Source organism: Streptomyces sp. NPDC053426 (assembly GCF_055585405.1).
In genome coordinates, this window is record NZ_JBVJKE010000012.1 from 259,164 (window position 1) to 274,687 (window position 15,524).

The 15,524-nt window shown below is 71.7% G+C and carries 13 protein-coding genes and 3 pseudogenes; 7 read left to right on the top strand and 9 right to left on the bottom strand.

All coding sequences use genetic code 11. The annotated features are described in order from the left end of the window. Positions 1-58: 58 nt before the first annotated feature. A complete protein-coding gene (locus tag ACZ62B_RS25005) occupies positions 59-937 on the bottom strand; it encodes a TnsA-like heteromeric transposase endonuclease subunit (RefSeq protein ID WP_469692135.1) in 879 nt (292 codons plus the stop codon). 1,102 nt (positions 938-2,039) lie between these two features. On the opposite strand from ACZ62B_RS25005, the gene ACZ62B_RS25010 reads away from it, so the two are divergent. Then, positions 2,040-2,927, top strand: a complete 888-nt coding sequence (locus ACZ62B_RS25010; protein ID WP_468890342.1) for a universal stress protein — start codon at positions 2,040-2,042, stop codon at positions 2,925-2,927. Between the two features lie 163 nt (positions 2,928-3,090). Next, positions 3,091-5,454 (top strand): heavy metal translocating P-type ATPase, encoded by a 2,364-nt coding sequence (locus tag ACZ62B_RS25015; protein ID WP_469692136.1) that lies wholly within the window; start codon positions 3,091-3,093, stop codon positions 5,452-5,454. A gap of 22 nt (positions 5,455-5,476) precedes the next feature. Here the strand turns inward: ACZ62B_RS25015 and ACZ62B_RS25020 are convergent, their stop codons facing one another. The 4 genes and pseudogenes from ACZ62B_RS25020 to ACZ62B_RS25035 form a co-directional block, all read right to left on the bottom strand. Beyond that, positions 5,477-5,974 carry a flavodoxin domain-containing protein gene (locus ACZ62B_RS25020; protein ID WP_344560287.1) on the bottom strand — a complete coding sequence of 166 codons (498 nt, stop codon included), beginning with the start codon at positions 5,972-5,974 and terminating at the stop codon, positions 5,477-5,479. 112 nt (positions 5,975-6,086) lie between these two features. After that, complete coding sequence (locus tag ACZ62B_RS25025) at positions 6,087-8,486, bottom strand: glycoside hydrolase family 65 protein (protein WP_469692138.1); 2,400 nt, start codon at positions 8,484-8,486, stop codon at positions 6,087-6,089. A gap of 56 nt (positions 8,487-8,542) precedes the next feature. Continuing rightward, positions 8,543-9,415, bottom strand: a complete 873-nt coding sequence (locus tag ACZ62B_RS25030; RefSeq protein WP_469692140.1) for a universal stress protein — start codon at positions 9,413-9,415, stop codon at positions 8,543-8,545. Between the two features lie 266 nt (positions 9,416-9,681). After that, positions 9,682-10,502 (bottom strand): annotated as a pseudogene (locus tag ACZ62B_RS25035) (universal stress protein). 345 nt (positions 10,503-10,847) lie between these two features. Between ACZ62B_RS25035 and ACZ62B_RS25040 the strand changes: the two are divergent. Beyond that, positions 10,848-11,544, top strand: a pseudogene (locus tag ACZ62B_RS25040) (DUF4389 domain-containing protein). A gap of 90 nt (positions 11,545-11,634) precedes the next feature. Next, positions 11,635-12,147 (top strand): flavodoxin domain-containing protein, encoded by a 513-nt coding sequence (locus ACZ62B_RS25045; RefSeq protein WP_469692142.1) that lies wholly within the window; start codon positions 11,635-11,637, stop codon positions 12,145-12,147. A gap of 147 nt (positions 12,148-12,294) precedes the next feature. Here the strand turns inward: ACZ62B_RS25045 and ACZ62B_RS25050 are convergent, their stop codons facing one another. Beyond that, the gene (locus ACZ62B_RS25050; protein ID WP_344560283.1) at positions 12,295-12,951 is read right to left on the bottom strand and encodes an OsmC family protein; all 657 of its coding nucleotides are present in this window, start codon (positions 12,949-12,951) and stop codon (positions 12,295-12,297) included. A 198-nt stretch (positions 12,952-13,149) separates the two neighbouring features. Between ACZ62B_RS25050 and ACZ62B_RS25055 the strand changes: the two genes are divergently transcribed. The 3 genes and pseudogenes from ACZ62B_RS25055 to ACZ62B_RS25065 all read left to right on the top strand — a co-directional run bounded on the left by ACZ62B_RS25055 (position 13,150) and on the right by ACZ62B_RS25065 (position 14,517). Next, entirely contained in the window at positions 13,150-13,299 is a 150-nt protein-coding gene (locus ACZ62B_RS25055) for a hypothetical protein (RefSeq protein WP_468890397.1), read from the top strand. Next, positions 13,271-14,106: pseudogene (locus tag ACZ62B_RS25060) on the top strand (universal stress protein). The gene ACZ62B_RS25055 and the pseudogene ACZ62B_RS25060 overlap by 29 nt, the downstream one beginning before the upstream one ends. A 156-nt stretch (positions 14,107-14,262) precedes the next feature. Further along, positions 14,263-14,517, top strand: a complete 255-nt coding sequence (locus ACZ62B_RS25065; protein WP_344560282.1) for a lipopolysaccharide assembly protein LapA domain-containing protein — start codon at positions 14,263-14,265, stop codon at positions 14,515-14,517. Here the strand turns inward: ACZ62B_RS25065 and ACZ62B_RS25070 are convergent. Genes ACZ62B_RS25070 through ACZ62B_RS25080 form a run of 3 tightly spaced genes read right to left on the bottom strand, consistent with a single transcriptional unit; the run spans position 14,456 to position 15,521 of the window. Then, entirely contained in the window at positions 14,456-14,860 is a 405-nt protein-coding gene (locus tag ACZ62B_RS25070) for an HAD-IC family P-type ATPase (protein ID WP_469692144.1), read from the bottom strand. The two genes, ACZ62B_RS25065 and ACZ62B_RS25070, sit on opposite strands and share 62 nt — an antisense overlap. A 51-nt stretch (positions 14,861-14,911) precedes the next feature. Next, a complete protein-coding gene (locus tag ACZ62B_RS25075) occupies positions 14,912-15,190 on the bottom strand; it encodes an SHOCT domain-containing protein (RefSeq protein ID WP_468890328.1) in 279 nt (92 codons plus the stop codon). Between the two features lie 28 nt (positions 15,191-15,218). Further along, a complete protein-coding gene (locus ACZ62B_RS25080; protein ID WP_468890326.1) occupies positions 15,219-15,521 on the bottom strand; it encodes a hypothetical protein in 303 nt (100 codons plus the stop codon). Positions 15,522-15,524: the final 3 nt, after the last annotated feature.

Genomic DNA, 15,524 nt, shown 5'->3' on the forward strand with positions numbered 1-15,524 from the left:
CCGTCGACGATCAGCTCGTTCCCAGGGGACAGGTTCCAGGCGGTCGCGGTCGGCGTTGTCACGATTCGCCTCCGCGTCGACGGTCGCCCGCTGCGAAGCGGACCAGGCTCGAGTCGGTCAGCGGCGCGGACAGGTCGACGCCCAGCCGGCGGTGCCACAGCAGATGCAGAGCGTGTGCCCGGGCGATCACCGGATAGCTGCACTGCTCAACCAGCTCACCGAACAGGAGAGGGCCCGAGGCCGCTGCCTGCAACATCTCTTCTTGTAGGCCAAGTTGATCTGTCAGCTCCCGTCGGCCTGCCGAGAGACTGTCGACGATGCTCACGATGTGCTTCCGCCAGCCGGTCACCACGCTGTAGTTCCAGCCAGCCACCAGTGCTGCCTCGGCCGACGCGGCGAACTTCACCTCGTCCTCCGGCTTGATGCGTTCCGCCGGTCGGACATCGACCAGCCACGGCCCCGACGCGGTCAGCAGCAGGAAGTCCGGGGTGTGCTTGACCACCCCGTCCGTGGTCAAGAAGTCCAGGCGAAACGGTTGTGCCAGCGCCTCCACGAGGTCAGCCGCAAAGTCGGCCATCAGGAGCAGCAGCTCTTCCTCGAAGCTCTCGAAGCCGTGGTGCCGGTCAGTGCTGACCAGGTACTCCAGGCCCGGCCGATGCCACTGGCCCGTCCGCCAGGTGAAGCGGCGTACCGGCTGGCTCCGGAACACCTCGACCTCAACGAGGTTCCGCACCGAGCAGGTGACCGGCGTCCGGTCCATGCGCCAGGTGGCAGTCCAGCGGTCGCTCCAACCCGCGCCGAGATTCAGGGCCTCGCGGTAGGTCTCCTGTCCCGTGTGCAGGCGCGCGAGGTCACCCAGCCCGCAGGCGTCGGACCATAAGCCGGTCCGCTCAACTCTCCCAGTGGAACTGGGCCCGCCAGATAAAGTCGAGACCACGTCTCCTCGCCCTCCGTCGCGAACTGATCACGTGGGGACGAACATACGTCCAAGATCCACACCGGGATCTCGTTTCCGAAGAATCCAAGGCACCCGCAATGGCCCGGTCGGAGCATCGCTCTTGTACGCAGATGACAACAAGACTCTGCAATCGGGATGCCGTCGCACCGAGCCGGACTGACACAAGGCCAGGTCAGCGGGCGCTCCGAGTGGCAACTTCCGCAGGCGGTCGCAGACAGCCTGTCACCTGCTCCTCCTGGTCCGCCGTATTGAGACGCTCTGCGTTCTCGTCTCAGGATCGCCGGCACCGGGCCCACTTCCTGATCCGATTCAGCCACGGTGCTACGGCCTCACCCCTGACGCTGGCGGTATCGGCGCTTCGGCCATTTCCCCTTCAGGACCTCTCCAGGTCCCGCCCGGGATCGTGGGCTCGCGGGGTCATCTGCCTACCGCCAGTTCCACGACCTGCGCACCCGGGTCGGTGCGGAAGGGATGACCTCGTAGTGCCACGGCCTCGTTCCGGTCCCACCAGCACAGTCCGTTGGCCGTTGGCTGATTCACCGCGTCACTGAGCCGCAAGAGGGCCGCGGACAACTGCCCCACTGCCACAGGACCTTGTTCCTAGGGGGCGTCCGTCCGTCTCTGTAAAGGATTTGCCTACGCTCTGCTGCGCGGCTACGCCGCGACAAGGAGGTGATCGCGGCACTTCGTACGCTGATCACCGATGTGCTCGTCGGCACGGCCGAGGACATGCCGGAGGAGCGCTGTCCGCTTCCCGAGGACCCGGGGGCCACGGTCGCGATCGGCTACGGCGGCCAAGGAGTGCTGCACTCTCTGGTACGGGTCACAGATCCGATACGGTCGGCGTCGAATGGACCATGCGATCACCACCACGGAGGCCGTGTAGCCTCTCCGTCCCAAGGTCTGCAACACCGGTGTCACGTTCCAGCGGCCATCCACCTCCTTTCGGGCACCGGATCGCGCACCCCGGGCCATCCGTGTACCCACATGGCCCTGTGGGCGGGCCGTAAGTCCCATGGCACCAGGACATCACTGGGGTAAGTCTGGAGGGAGTGAGAACGCTCCGGACGCGGGAGGCGCAGTGGGTGGTTTGGTGATCGTCGGCGTGGACGGGTCGGCGTCGAGTCTCGCTGCGGTGGAGGTGGCCGCGCGGGAGGCCCGGCTGCGGACGGCCGCATTGCGGGTGGTGCACGCCTTCCTCTGGCCCGCCATGCATGTTCCCCTGGGCCCGTCGCCCCTGGGGCCGCCGGAGGGCGGGATGCAGAATATGGTCGATCGTCTGGTGGCGGAGGCGGTGGAGCGTGCCAGGGCCGTGGCGCCGGAGGTGGAGGTGTCGCACGCGGTGGTGACGGGAGAGCCGTTGACGGTGCTGGAAGCGCAGTCGCGTGCCGCCGAGCTGGTGGTCGTCGGGTCCCGTGGGATGGGCGGGTTCGTCGGGCTCATGGTGGGTTCGACGGCGGTGCATCTCGCAGCGCACGCGCGCTGCCCCGTGCTCGTCGTGCGCGAGGAGGCCCGCCTCGACGGTCCGGTCGTGGTAGGTGTTGATGGTTCCTCCGCCGGGGACGAGGCGGTGGAATTCGCTTTCCAGGAGGCCGAGCTGCATGGGACTACCCTGGTCGCGTTGCACGCCTGGACCACGTGGAACGCGCCGCTGCCCGCCCCTCAGGATCCATCCGAACCGTACGCGAATCCGTCCGAAGCTCTCGGTCAGGAGGAGGAGCGTCTGCTGTCGGAGGCACTGGCCGGGCACCAGGAGCGGCATCCGGATGTGGTCGTGGAGCACAAGACGGTGCATGGCCTCACCCGCGAGACCCTGATCGAGGCGAGCCGGACCGCCAGGCTGATGGTGGTCGGGGCCCGCGGACGCGGCGGTTTCACCGGGCTGCTGCTGGGATCGGTCAGCCAGGCGCTGCTGCATCACGCGCACTGTCCGGTCGCCGTGGTGCGGGGGGCGGCCGTCCATCACTGAAGGCGGCCGCCCCGACCAGGTGGCGGACTCCTCCTCGTCGCTCTCCCCGCAGTCCGTCCACCCGCCTCGGCAAGGGCGAGGGAATGCCCGAGTAACCGGTCCGGCCGGGCGGGTGGTTGTCCCCGGCTGTCCCGTCGCGAACCGCTGACTGGTGAGGAATGCCATGGTCCACACCAACCCCGCCGACGACAACCGCCGGGCCGGCTCGCAGAAGCCGGTGCCGGACACTGCCGCGGCGCCGGTGGGGCCGTCCTGGCTCGAACCCGTCCTCCTGGCGGTCACGACCTCGTCGCTCACGGCAGGCGGCGTCCTCCGGCTGCTGGGCCACAGCGATGCCGCCGACCTGTGCTGGGCGCTGGGCACGGCCTTCGCCGTCGTGCCCGCGATCGGCTGGGTGGTGGCCGCGCTGCGGCGCGGTCACGCCGGCGTGGACCTCATCGCGGTCCTGGCCCTCGGCGGCACCCTGGCCGTCGGCGAGTATCTCGCCGGGGCCCTGATCGGTCTGATGCTGGCCACCGGGCGTGCGCTGGAGGCCGCCGCGCAGCGACGCGCCTCCCACGACCTGCGTGCGCTGCTCGCGCACACGCCCCGCACCGCCCGTCGGCGCACCGGCACCGAGGTCCGCCCGGTTCCCGTCTCCGAGATCGCCGTGGGGGACCTTCTTGTCGTCGGCGCGGGCGAGGTCGTCCCCGTAGACGGGCAGGTGGCGGGCCCGGCGGCCGTTCTGGACGAGTCGGTGCTCACCGGCGAGTCGGCGCCGGTGGAACGGGAGCCCGGACAGACGGTGCGCAGCGGAGTCGTGAACGCGGGCGGGGCCTTCGATCTGCGGGCCACGGCGACCGAGCAGGACAGCACCTACGCCGGGATCGTGCGCCTCGCCCGGCAGGCGGGCGCGGAAGCAGCCCCCGTCGTCCGCCTGGCCGACCGCTACGCGGCCTGGTTCCTGCCCCTCTCGGTGGCGGTCGCGGGGCTGGCCTGGCTGCTGAGCGGCTCCGCGGTGCGGGCCGTGGCGGTGCTGGTGGTCGCCACCCCCTGCCCGCTGCTGCTCGCCGCCCCGGTGGCGATCGTCTCCGGTCTGTCCCGGGCGTCCCGGCTGGGTGTGGTGGTCCGGGACGGCGGCGCGCTGGAGCGCCTGGGGCGGGCCCGCACGCTGCTGCTCGACAAGACAGGCACCCTCACCGGCGGCCGCCCGTGCGTGGTCGACGTGACCGCGGCCCCCGGCCGGCAACCCGCCGAGGTGCTGCGGCTGGCGGCCACGGTGGACCAGTACTCGCCGCACGTCCTGGCCCACGCCATCGTCGACGCGGCCCGTGAGCGCGGTCTTGAGCCGTCGATGGCGACGGAGGTGTCGGAGGAGGCCGGCCGGGGCGCGTACGGCATGGTCGAGGGCCGCAGGACGACCGTGGGCCGTCTGGAGCCCGCAGTGGTGGTCCCGGACTGGGCGCGGGCCGCGGAGAACCGGGCGCTGCTGGACGGTGCCGCCGTCGCCTGGGTCACCGTCGACGGTGTTCCCACGGGAGCCGTCATGCTGCGTGATCCCCTGCGCCACGACGCGCCACGCGCCCTGAGACGGCTGCGTACGGCCGGCATCGGCCGGATCGTGATGCTCACCGGCGACCGGCCCGAACCCGCCCGCGAGATCGCCGCCGTCCTGGGACTCGACGGCGTACGGGCCGAACTGACCCCGGCCGACAAGGTGGCCGCGGTCCGCGCGGAACGCGGGCGCGCCGTCACCGTCATGGTCGGCGACGGCGTGAACGACGCGCCCGCGCTCGCCGCCGCGGACGTCGGCGTGGCGATGGGGGCGCGGGGTTCCACCGCGTCCTCCGAGGCCGCCGACGTCATCCTCACCACGGACCGGGTGGACCGGCTGGCCGACGCCACGTCGATCGCCGTACGGGCGCGCCGTATCGCCGTGCAGAGCGCTCTCGGGGGCATGCTCCTGTCGCTGGCGGCCATGGGCGCGGCCGCCGTGGGGCTGCTGCCCCCGGCCGTCGGCGCGCTGCTGCAGGAGGGCATCGATGTGGCGGTCATCCTCAACGCGCTGCGCGCCCTGCGCGTGGATCGAGGTGCCCGGCCTGTCCTCGAACCCGCCGCCGAGGCCCTGATCCACCGCTTCGCAGCCGAGCACGAGGACCTGCAGGACGTACTGCAGGCCGTGCGTGACGCCGCGGCCCGGCTCTCGGATCCCGGCGGGGACGGGCAGGCCCTGGAGTCGGTGCGCAAGGTGAACCGGCTGCTCACCGAGCGGCTGCTGCCGCACGAGTACGCGGAGGAGCACCAGCTCTATCCGGCTCTCGAACCGGCACTCGGCGGACCCGAGGCGACGGCGACCATGAGCCGCGCCCACGCCGAGATCGAACGGCTCGCCGGACGGGTGGCCGCCCACCTGGCGCTCGCCGAGCCGCAGGGCGCGCTGGAACCCGGGCAGCTCGAGGACCTGCGTGCCTGCCTCTACGGCCTGCACACCGTGCTGCGGCTGCACTTCACGCAGGAGGAGGAGAACTACTTCTCCCTCGCTCCCTGACCGCCGCTCCCCGATCGCGCCGTCAGCCGCTCGTCAGCTCGCGGCCGATCCCCGCGGCCCACGCCTCGATCCGGCCGAAGTCTCGGAAGTCCCCGCCCTTCCCGTTGCGCAGGATCATCCGGGCGACCCAGCCCTTCGCGCCCTCCCGCAGGCGGCCGCCGAAGGTGACGTGGTCCCGGGCGTCGAGCCGGACCAGGGCCTTCTGCACCCAGGGCACGGGCGGGATGTCCCGCTCCGACGCGGAGGCGTCGAGCGGTCCACTGCTGAAGAGCCACAGCGGACGGGCGGCGAGCTCCTTGCTGTGGCGGCGGACGAAGCGGCGGGCGTCCTTGTGCCAGCGGCCGGCGTACAGTCCGCCGCCGACCACGACCGCGTCGTACGATGCGGCACTCGCGACGGACCCGGCTGCCCGCGCTTCGGCCGTGAGCCCTTCCTCACGCAGGACTCCGGCGATGGCCTCGGCGATCTCCGCGGTCGATCCGTTCGTCGTCCCGTAGGCGACCAGCACGTTCTTCGCCATGACGGTCCACCTCCTTTCACGGCCCGCACGACGCAGCGCCCGTTCGACTGTCATAGCGGCGCTGGCCGGGCCGGCTGAGGACCCGCGGCGACGTTCTCATCATGGCGTGCGGTCAGTTCGTCGGCAGCTGGAGCGTGCAGGTCTCTCCGGGAGCGACGGTGACGGCCCGGTCGGCCAGGACCACGCGGAGCGGCGACTCCTCCGAATCCGGCACCGCGAGTTCCAGCTGCCCGCTGTGGAGCCGCAGGCCGATCCCCCGGTGACCGCGGTGGCTCAGGACGAACCCGTACTCCGACAGGGCCGGCAGCGGTACTGGATCCAGCGACAGGGCGTCCCCGCGGGGTGCCAGCCCCGTCAGGCCCCGCTGGACCAGATCGAGTGTGCCGGCCATGGCCCCCAGATGGATGCCCTCCCCCGTCGTGCCGCCCTGGACATCGGCGATGTCCGCCTCCAGTGCCTCATGGAAGTACTGCCATGCCCCGGTCCGCCTCACCCGTGCGAGGACCCAGCCGTGCACCAGTTCACTGAGGGTGGAGCCGTGGCTGGTGCGGTGCAGGTAGTAGTCGACGGTTCTGCTCCAGGTCTCCTCGTCCAGGTGATGTCCGAGGCGACGGAACAGGCTCTGCAGCTCCGTCGGCGGGAAGAGGTAGCCGAGCATGAGGACATCCGCCTGCTTGGACGCCTTGTAGCGGTTGACCGTGTCGCCCTCGGCCTCCAGGATCCGGTCCAGCCGCCGGATGCTGTCGTAGCGCGCCCGGTAGGCGTCCCAGTCCAGTTCGGCCAGGTCGTCGTACGCCTCGAACTGGCTGATGACACCCTGATGGAACGGCACGTACAGCCGCCGGGAGACCTCCTCCCACTTCGGGAGTTCGTCTCCGTCCAGACGGATGCGCTCGAACAGTTCCTGCCGGCACCGGACGGGAAGGCGGCGCAGCAGGTCCAGGGCGCGGGCGATGACCCATGCGGCGGTGACGTTGGTGTACGTGTTGTCGTCCAGTCCCGGCCGGTCGGCGCCGGGGTAGCCGTCGTGGTACTCGTCGGGGCCGACGACCCCCCGGATGCGGTAGCGGCCCGTCGCGGGATCGAGAACCGAGCTGTCCGTCCAGAACCGGGCGATCTGCACCAGCATCTCCGCGCCCTTGGTGTACAGGAACTCGGTGTCGCCGGTGGCCTCGCAGTACTGCCACACGTTGTAGGCGACCGCCGAGCCGACATGGTGCTGGAGCCGGGAATTGTCCGGCAGCCAGCGGCCCGAGCGGGGGTTGAGATGCAGCTCCTGGGTCTCCTCACGGCCGTCGCTGCCGCTCTGCCACGGGTACATCGCCCCGGCCCGCCCGATGGCGGCGGCGGACCGGCAGGCCCGGTCCAGGCGTCGGTGACGGTAGGTCAGCAGAGCCCGCGACACCTCGGGGAAGTGCAGGTTCAGGTAGGGGAGGACGAAGAGCTCGTCCCAGAACACATGCCCCCGGTACGCCTCGCCGTGGAGCCCCCGGGCCGGCACACCCACGTCGAGGTCCGCCGTGTGCGGGGACAGTGTCTGCAGCACGTGGAAGAGGTGCAGCCGCAGGATACGGCCCGCCCGGCCCGGAATGCGGATGTCCGCGCGCCGCCACATCCGCCGCCAGGCGGCGGTGTGCGCATCCAGCAGGGTGGCGAAGTCCGGGGCCGCGGTCACCCGGTCGACCGCCGCGCCGAGCGGGTCGCCGATCGCGGCGTCGCGGGAGGTGTGCAGCGCCACGGTCTTCTCCACCTCGACGGGCCGGTCCGGAGCGATCGGGATCACCATGCGGTGGACCGCACGACGCCGGTTCGGGCGCAGTTGTGAGAAGGAGGGCGGCGGCCCCACGACGACGGTCCGGGCGGCCATGGCGATCCCGATGCCGGACGTGCTGGTCCGGCAGCACAGCCATGCCGTCCCGGGCTCCCGCGCACCGGTGCGTACGCGTGCCAGGTGGTGGCGGTCGAGGGCCCGGTAGCGGTGGACGTTGGTGTTCATCACCTCGCCGTCCAGGGCGGACTCGACCTCGACGTCCCCCGACCAGTTCTCGGCGGTGAGCACCGTCCGCAGCGCCGCCAGATGCGGGTCCTCCATGTGCGCCGGGCGGATCTGTTCGACCCGGAGCACTCTCGCGGTCCCGTCCCGGTAACGCGACGTACGGGTGAGCAGGGCCCGGCGCAGGTCCAGGACCTGCCGGTGGTCGAGCAGGGTGGTGGAGTCCGGGGTGAGCCACGGGCCCCAGGTCCCGGCCTGCGACCGTACGCGGAATCGCAGCGGCAGCCAGTTCGGAAGGTTGACCATGTCCTCGTTGACGACCCGGCGCCCGGCCACGGTCGACTCGAGGCGGTTGTAGCATCCGGCCCTGTAGGTTCCCGGGCAGTGCACCAGGCCGGCCCTGCACTCGGGGAACGCGCCGCGGGTGGCGAAGCAGCCGTTGCCGAGCGTGCAGAGCGATTCCCGCAGCCGCTCGGCGGCGGGGTCGTACCCTTCGTACTCCCACGTCCACTCCGGCATCGGCCGCCCCTGTCCTTCTCCCCGCCGAACCGTGCGGGTGCGTGACACGCCCGGGTTCAGACCCGTTGCGGAACAACGGCGACCGGGCACTGGGCATGGTGCAGCAAGGTGTGTGCGACCCTGCCGAGCTGGAGGCCGGGGTGGCCGTGCCGCCGCAGGGCTCCGACGACGACCAGGTCGGCATCGGCCGACGCCTCCAGGAGGACCTGACGGGGAGGGCCTTCGACCGGTGTGCGGGTCACGTCGACGTCCGGGTGTTCCTGCACCTCCTGGAGCAACGCCTCGTCGAGGTTGGCCGACGCGCGTTCCTCGTGCACGGACGTGCCGTCGCCCGCGGTCCGGGAGGCCGCGTGCCCGGGGGCCGGGCGGCGCCAGGCACGCACGGCGTGCAGGGGCGAGCCACGCACCCCGGCCTCGCGGAAGGCGAACCGCACGGTCCCCAGGCAGTAGGGCAGGTCACCGACCCCGACCACCACCCGTCCGAAGGCTCCCTGACGGTTCCGCTCCCCGCCACGGACCACGACGACCGGGCATGTCGCGCGGGCGGCCACCCCGAGCCCGACCGACCCCAGCGTCAACCCGGCAAGTTCGCCCCGCCCCCGGGAACCCACGACCAGCGACCACGCCTCGTGCCCGGCCGACAGCAGTGCCGACACCGGGTCCTCGGGGAGTACGTCGCTCGACACCTTGACCTCCGGACGACGCAGCCGGGCACGCTCCGCCGCGGAGGCGGCGATGTGCTGGGCGAGGACGTCACCGGCGGGGCGCTCCCGTGCGAAGGACGGAACTCTGCCTTCGTACCGTTCCCACAGTGAGGCATGGACCAGCCGCAGAGGCAGCCCGTGCCGCGCCGCCTCCTCCACCGCCCAGTCCAGCGCCGCGAGGCCGGGATCCGAGCCGTCGACCCCCACCACCAGCGGAAGTTCCATGGCCGCCACCCGCCTTCCTCTCCTGCCGCTCACGAGACTCTCTGCACATAACCGTCGCACCGCCCACAGCCCGCCGCGACCTCCGCACGGCTCCCGTGGGCCCGCCCGGGCGCACACACCACCGCCACCCGTCTTGGCCTTCGAGGGGCGGGCATGCGGTGGCCGGACCTGTCCGCGGGCGGCCACCAGCGGGTGCTGGTTCTTCCACCATCCGTGCGTCGGGCCCGGGAAGCGGCTCCGGAGCGGTCCATGGTCTCGACACGCGGTCATATCGGGGGGACGACTGCGATCGGACAGGGCGCGTGGTGCAGCATCGCGTGATGGGTCAGACCCAGTCGCAGACCCATGTGTCCCTTTCGTCTGCGCGCGCCGACGACCAGGAGGTCCGCTTCCGACGCCGCCTCCAGCAGTACCTGCCGCACCGGTCCCTCGACCACCCGTCGGCTGACGGATGCCTCGTGGTACGGCTCGGCAGGGCCGCGCAGGGCATCGTCGAGTACCTGTGCCGGCGGACGCCGGCGAGTTTCCAGGTCGCACCACGCCGGGGTCCGGGGCGCCGCAGGAGCACCGGCCGACGTGCTCCAGGCATGTACCGCCACCAGCCGGCAACGCCGGGCCCTGGCTTCGCGGAGCGCGAACCGGAACGCTGTGCCGCTCCCCTCCCCTCCTCGACACCGACGACGATGCTCCCGAACCGGGCGTCCCGGTGTTCCGCCGTGCCGCGCACCACGACCACCGGGCAGTCCGCCCGTGCCGCCACCGCCAGACCGACCGATCCCAGAAACATCCCGGACAGACCCCCGCCCCCTCTTGAACCCACCACCAGTGCGAAGGCGTTGCGCCCCCGGTCGACCAGGGCGAAGGCGGCGTCCTCGTGTTCCACTTCGCTGGACAGCGGCACGGTGGGAGTGGTTTCCCTGGCACGTCCCGCGGCAGCGCCGATGACCTCGGCCGCCTCCTGGTCCCGTCCCGCCGCATACAGCAAATGGAGCGGCACCGTGTGCCGGGTCGCCTCTTGCGCCGCCCAGTCCACCGCTTCCAGGCTCGCCTCGGATCCGTCGATCCCGACCACCAGGGGAATGGTCACCTCCTGCTCCTCCTCTCGTGTCGGGTTCCTGGCCCCCTCCCCGCATGCCGTCACTTCCAGCTTCGTACGGGGCAATGGCCGCCGCCGCCATGCCATGGGAGACGCGGCAGGGCGAGCATGCGGTGGCCGACGTCCTCGCGGAACGATCTGCCCAGTACGATGCACCGCTCATCCCATGCCGCCGTGGGCGGCCGCACCGATACCGGGATCAGGGCATCGGTGGAGTCGTTCCCCGGTCACCGGTCGCCCGGCGCCCGTGCCCCACCCGGTTCACCGGCAGAAATGAGGACGAGCGCCCGCGTCACCGCTCGTGATCGTCACCGGAATCCGAAGGGACCGGTCACCATGAGCACGTATATCGAGCCCCCGGCCGTGCCGCCAGGTGGGGCGGCACAGCCGTGTCACCCCGCGCGGCTGACGGCGGTCCTCGACGCACCGCTGTCCCGCTGGCTGCGGCTGGTCAAATGGCTGCTCGCCCTCCCCCCGCTACGTGGTCCTCGTGTTCCTCCGGGTGGCGTTCGCGGGGGTGAGCGTGGTGGCCTTCTTCGCCATCCTCTTCACCGGACGCTGTCCGCGGCCCCTGTTCGACTTCAGCACCGGTGTGCCGCGGTGGAACTGGCGCGTGGCGTACTACGCCTACGGCGCCCTGGGCACCGATCGCTATCCGCCGTTCACCCTCGCCCATGTCCCCGGCCATCCGGCGCACTTCGAGCTGACGTGTCCGGAGGAGCTCTCCTGCGGCCTCGTTCTGGTGAAGTGGTGGCTCCTCGCCGTCCCGCACTATCTGGTCCTGGGCCTCTTCCTCGGCGGTGCGCGCCTGGCCTGGTTCTCGGGCGGCCTCATCGGGCTGCTCGCGCTGTTCGCGGGCGTGGCGCCGGCCGCGTCCGGACGTTATCCGCGCGACGTCTTCGACCTGGTGACGGGGCTCAACCGCTGGGTGCTGCGGGTGGCCGCCTACGCGGCTCTGCTCACCGACGTGTACCCGCCCTTCCGGCTCGACCAGGGCGGCCGGGAACCGCAGGAACCACCGGTGCCGTCATGACAGCCGCCCGCCGGTGCGGCCGGCGGGCCGGCGGGCGTCCCCGTAGCAAGCCGTCCCGCGGCGGCGGACACGCCCCAAGGAGGTGCCCTCATGGACGTCCTCGTCGGTTACGCGACCGCCCACGGCTCCACCCGGACGATCGCCGAGCGGATGGCCGCCGTATTGAGCCGTGCGGGGCTGACGGCCGAGGTCAGGCCCATGGAGGAAGTCGAGGACGCCGACGCGTACCGCGCGTTCGTCCTCGGCAGCGCCGTGCACGGACAGAGCCGGCTCCCTCCGGCCAGGAAGTTCGTACGGGACAACCTGGATGTGCTCGGCCCTCGGCCCGTGTGGATCTTCAGCGTGGGGATGCCCGCCGCGCTGCGCGGGCCGTGGCGCCGTCTGGCCCCCAAGGAACTGCCGGCCGTCGAGGACGGCCTACCGCCAAATCTGCGGTACCGCGGTCACCACCTGTTCTCCGGAGTCGTCGGGCGCGACCAACTCCCCCGAGCCGGAGGCGTGTTCTTCCGCCTGGTGGGTGGACGCTTCGGCGACTTCCGGGACGGGGAGGCCGTCGACGGCTGGGCGGCCGGTACAGCCAGAGAACTCCGCCCCGGTTCCTGACGTAAGTCCGTACCCCGCTGATGGCAGGTGTGCGCACACACCGACCCGCCGGGCGTGCCGCCATCGGGATCGTCCTGGTGTCCGTCTTCCTTCTCCTCTTGCACCAGGGCCGTGACGGTCAGTGCCCGTCCCGTACAGAGGCCGGCGTCAGGCCTGGGATTTCCTTGAACCCCCGGCCACCGCCTCGTCAGGAGAACACCGGACTTCCAGCTCGACCTCCGGTGCCCGCGCCAGCGTGTTGGTGACCGTGCAGTGGGAGACCACCGCGCGCAGCGCGGCCAGCCGCCGGGGCGGCAGGGAGGGTGCCTGCACCGTCAGGGAGAGGCCCGCGACCCGGGCGGGCCGGTCGTCCGCCATACGGTACTCCGCTCGGACCGACAGTCCGTCGCGTGCCACACCGTGGCGGTCGAGGAAGCGCCCCGCGTAGTGCGCCGCGCAGGAGGCGACCGCTGCCACGAAGAGCTCCACCGGTGTGGGGGCGGTGTCCTTTCCCCCGTCGGACAGCGGCTGGTCGACCGTCAGGACGTGGCCGCGGACCCGTATCCCGAAGGCGTCCCCCGCGATCGGCGTCACCTCGGCCGCTCCTGGCCGGCCCGCGGGTTCCGGATCCACGGCAGCCGCCTGGTACAGCAGCAACCCGGCCAGGCGCCGCGCTTCCTCAGGCGTCAGTGACGCCCACATCTCGCCCTCGTCGTACGGTGCGCAGGAGGTGTCCACGACGACGCGCCCCATGGAAGCCGGGAGTCCCGGCGGTTCGAAACGGGTGACACCGATCGTGCGACCGCAGCGCGTTTCCACTTTCATCTCGGCTCCTTGTGGGGCTCGTTCCACCGCGAAGACCGGACACTTCCCAGTACACCGCCGAGCTGCCGTGAATGCCCGAGTCCATCAGCCCCCATCTCTCCGCAAAGGTCCCTTTCCCTCGTACTTGGGCGGGGACCGTTCGCCCTCGTTTGAGATTCCCTTTACGGCCCACCCTGGCTGAAGCACTCGCGGACACGGGTGAGCGGAACCAATCCGCTGGAGGTGTTCACCATGCCCGTCGACGGACGCAAGCCGATCGTGGTCGGTGTCGATCCCGCCCCGGACAGACTGGCGGCTCTCGCCTGGGCCGCCGTCGAGCCTGGACGCGGTGGAGACCGCTGCCCGTGAGGCCGTGCTCCGGGGCGTGGGGCTGCGGCTGGTGCACGCCTTCGGACGGCCGTCGCCGCATGTTCCGCACCCCGGCCCGCCGTGGAGTCCGGCCGAGGCAGGGGTGCGTGAACTGGTCGACTGCACCCTGGCGGAGGCCGAGCGGCGGGCCCTCTACTCGGTTCCGGGAGTCGAGATCGCCCGGGACGTCGTCCTGGGCGATCCGTCGACGGTACTCGTGATCGCCTCGCGCACGGCCGTGCCGGCGGTGGTCGGCAGCCACGGCCGGGGCGCCGTCGCCGGTCTGCTGCTCGGCTCGACCGCCGGGCATCTCGCGGCCCACGGCCGCTGCCCGGTGCTGGTCGTGCGAGGACGGCGGGCCCGGACGGCCTGGTGCTGCTGGCGGTCGACGACGCGCCCTCGTCGGCACCGGCCGTCCGCTTCGCCTTCGCCGAGGCGCGGCTTCGCGGCGCGGCTCTCACCTCGGCGCACGTGTGCCGTCCCGGAAGCGCGGACGTCTACGACGGACCGGCGGACCCGCCTTTCGTGACGTACGACAGAGGCCACCTGCGTGACCATGCGGAGCACGTGCTCGAGGAGGCGCCGGCCGGGGACGAACAGAACCACCCGGATGTCACGGTCCATCACCGCCCCGTCGTCGGCCGGGTACGCCACACTCTCGTTGAGGCGAGTACGGACGCGGGGCTTCTCGTGGTCGGTGCGCGGGGCAGGGGCGGGTTCATGGGTCTGCCCTTGGGGTCGGTGAGTCAGGCCGTCCTGCGCCATGCGCGGTGTCCCGTCGCGGTTGTCCGGGACGTCCGGGAGTAACTTCCCGCCGCCGGCGTGCGGTTTCGGTGGATGACCGGCGTGCGGCCCTCCGCGGTCGGCACTTGCCGGACCGGGACCCGAGAGTCCTTGAGGGGGTGTTCCCGGACGCGGATTCCTGAGTCGCCGATGCGGACAGGCGGCCCGACAATGGGCTGTATGGCCCGGAACACCGCGCACGCGAACGGTCCGGCGACCGTGACGGTCAAGGGGCGGGACGTCAGACTGCGCACCATCGGCTTCGTGCTGCTCGCCGGCCTGGCCATCTGGTTCATCGCCGCCAACACGGAGTCGGTCACCATCAGACTGTGGGTCCCGACCGTCACGCTCCCGCTGTGGGGCGTCCTCACGGTCACGCTCCTCGTGGGCATGGTCCTCGGCCTGCTCGTCGCCCACCGGCGCGCCCGCCGGTAGCGACCCGGCGAGCGACAGGGGTGACGCCTATCGCCACGCCGATGTGGGCGGCCCGCAGCGCGGCCGCGTCATTGACGCCGTCCCCGGTCATCGCGACGACGTGACCCCGGCTCGACAGAGCCCGCACGATCGCGACCTTGTGCTCGGGCGCAACACGCGCGAAGACACCGATGCCGTCGATCCGCGCCACCAAGTCCCGCTCGGACATCCGGTCCAGCCCGGCACCGGTGACGACCTCACCCCGGATACCCAGTTCCCGCACGATCGCCTCCGCGGTACCCGCATGATCACCGGTGAGGGGTGGGGCTCGTGCACCGACGGCCCGTGCGTCCGCTACGGGCACGAGTCGGTACCCCTCCTTCTCCAGGAGCAGGAGCCGGCCGGTCCGACGGGATCAGGGAGAGTGCCCGCCCGCGTGCGGGGCATCTCCGCGGAGCACGGCCGTCCGGCGCCGGTACTCGTCCTCGTCGATCTCCCCGCGGGCGAACCGCTCGGCGAGGACCTGCTCGGCGGCGGGGCGGTCGGCGGGCGGGGGCGGAGTGCCGGATGCACGGCCGAGGGCCCGGACGATCAGCACCCCGGCGATGATCAGCAGCGCCCAGAACAGGACCGTGCCGAGTGACATGGCGAACCAGCCCCAGCCGTTCATGCCGTGCCCGTTCCAGTACGTCATGACGGACCACTTCCTTCCTGCCGTCCCGTCAGTCGTGCGACACGACCACCACCGGACGACTGGCGCGATGGGTCAGGGCGTGGACGACCGGGCCGGCCGCGGCACGCCTCCTGCGGCGCCCCGCCACCAGCAGGCCCATCCCACGCCAGGCGCGGACCGGGACATGGGCTGTGAGGCCCTCGCGCAGTTCCTCCCTGACGAACACGGGCGGGTATTTCTGGTGCCAGGGCTCCACGAACGCCGGGAACTCCCGCTCCGCCGCCTGCCGAATCCGTACCCGCTCCTCGGCATCGACGACGCCTCGGCTGAGCGGTACGTGCCAGACATGCACCGC

Excerpts from the sequence above, each read along its gene's own strand:
- ACZ62B_RS25015 (WP_469692136.1), top strand. The coding sequence starts at position 3,091 with ATGGTCCACACCAACCCCGCCGACGACAACCGCCGGGCCGGCTCGCAG.
- ACZ62B_RS25020 (WP_344560287.1), bottom strand. The coding sequence starts at position 5,974 with ATGGCGAAGAACGTGCTGGTCGCCTACGGGACGACGAACGGATCGACC.
- ACZ62B_RS25025 (WP_469692138.1), bottom strand. The coding sequence starts at position 8,486 with ATGCCGGAGTGGACGTGGGAGTACGAAGGGTACGACCCCGCCGCCGAG.
- ACZ62B_RS25030 (WP_469692140.1), bottom strand. The coding sequence starts at position 9,415 with ATGGAACTTCCGCTGGTGGTGGGGGTCGACGGCTCGGATCCCGGCCTC.
- ACZ62B_RS25045 (WP_469692142.1), top strand. The coding sequence starts at position 11,635 with ATGGACGTCCTCGTCGGTTACGCGACCGCCCACGGCTCCACCCGGACG.
- ACZ62B_RS25050 (WP_344560283.1), bottom strand. The coding sequence starts at position 12,951 with ATGAAAGTGGAAACGCGCTGCGGTCGCACGATCGGTGTCACCCGTTTC.
- ACZ62B_RS25065 (WP_344560282.1), top strand. The coding sequence starts at position 14,263 with ATGGCCCGGAACACCGCGCACGCGAACGGTCCGGCGACCGTGACGGTC.
- ACZ62B_RS25075 (WP_468890328.1), bottom strand. The coding sequence starts at position 15,190 with ATGACGTACTGGAACGGGCACGGCATGAACGGCTGGGGCTGGTTCGCC.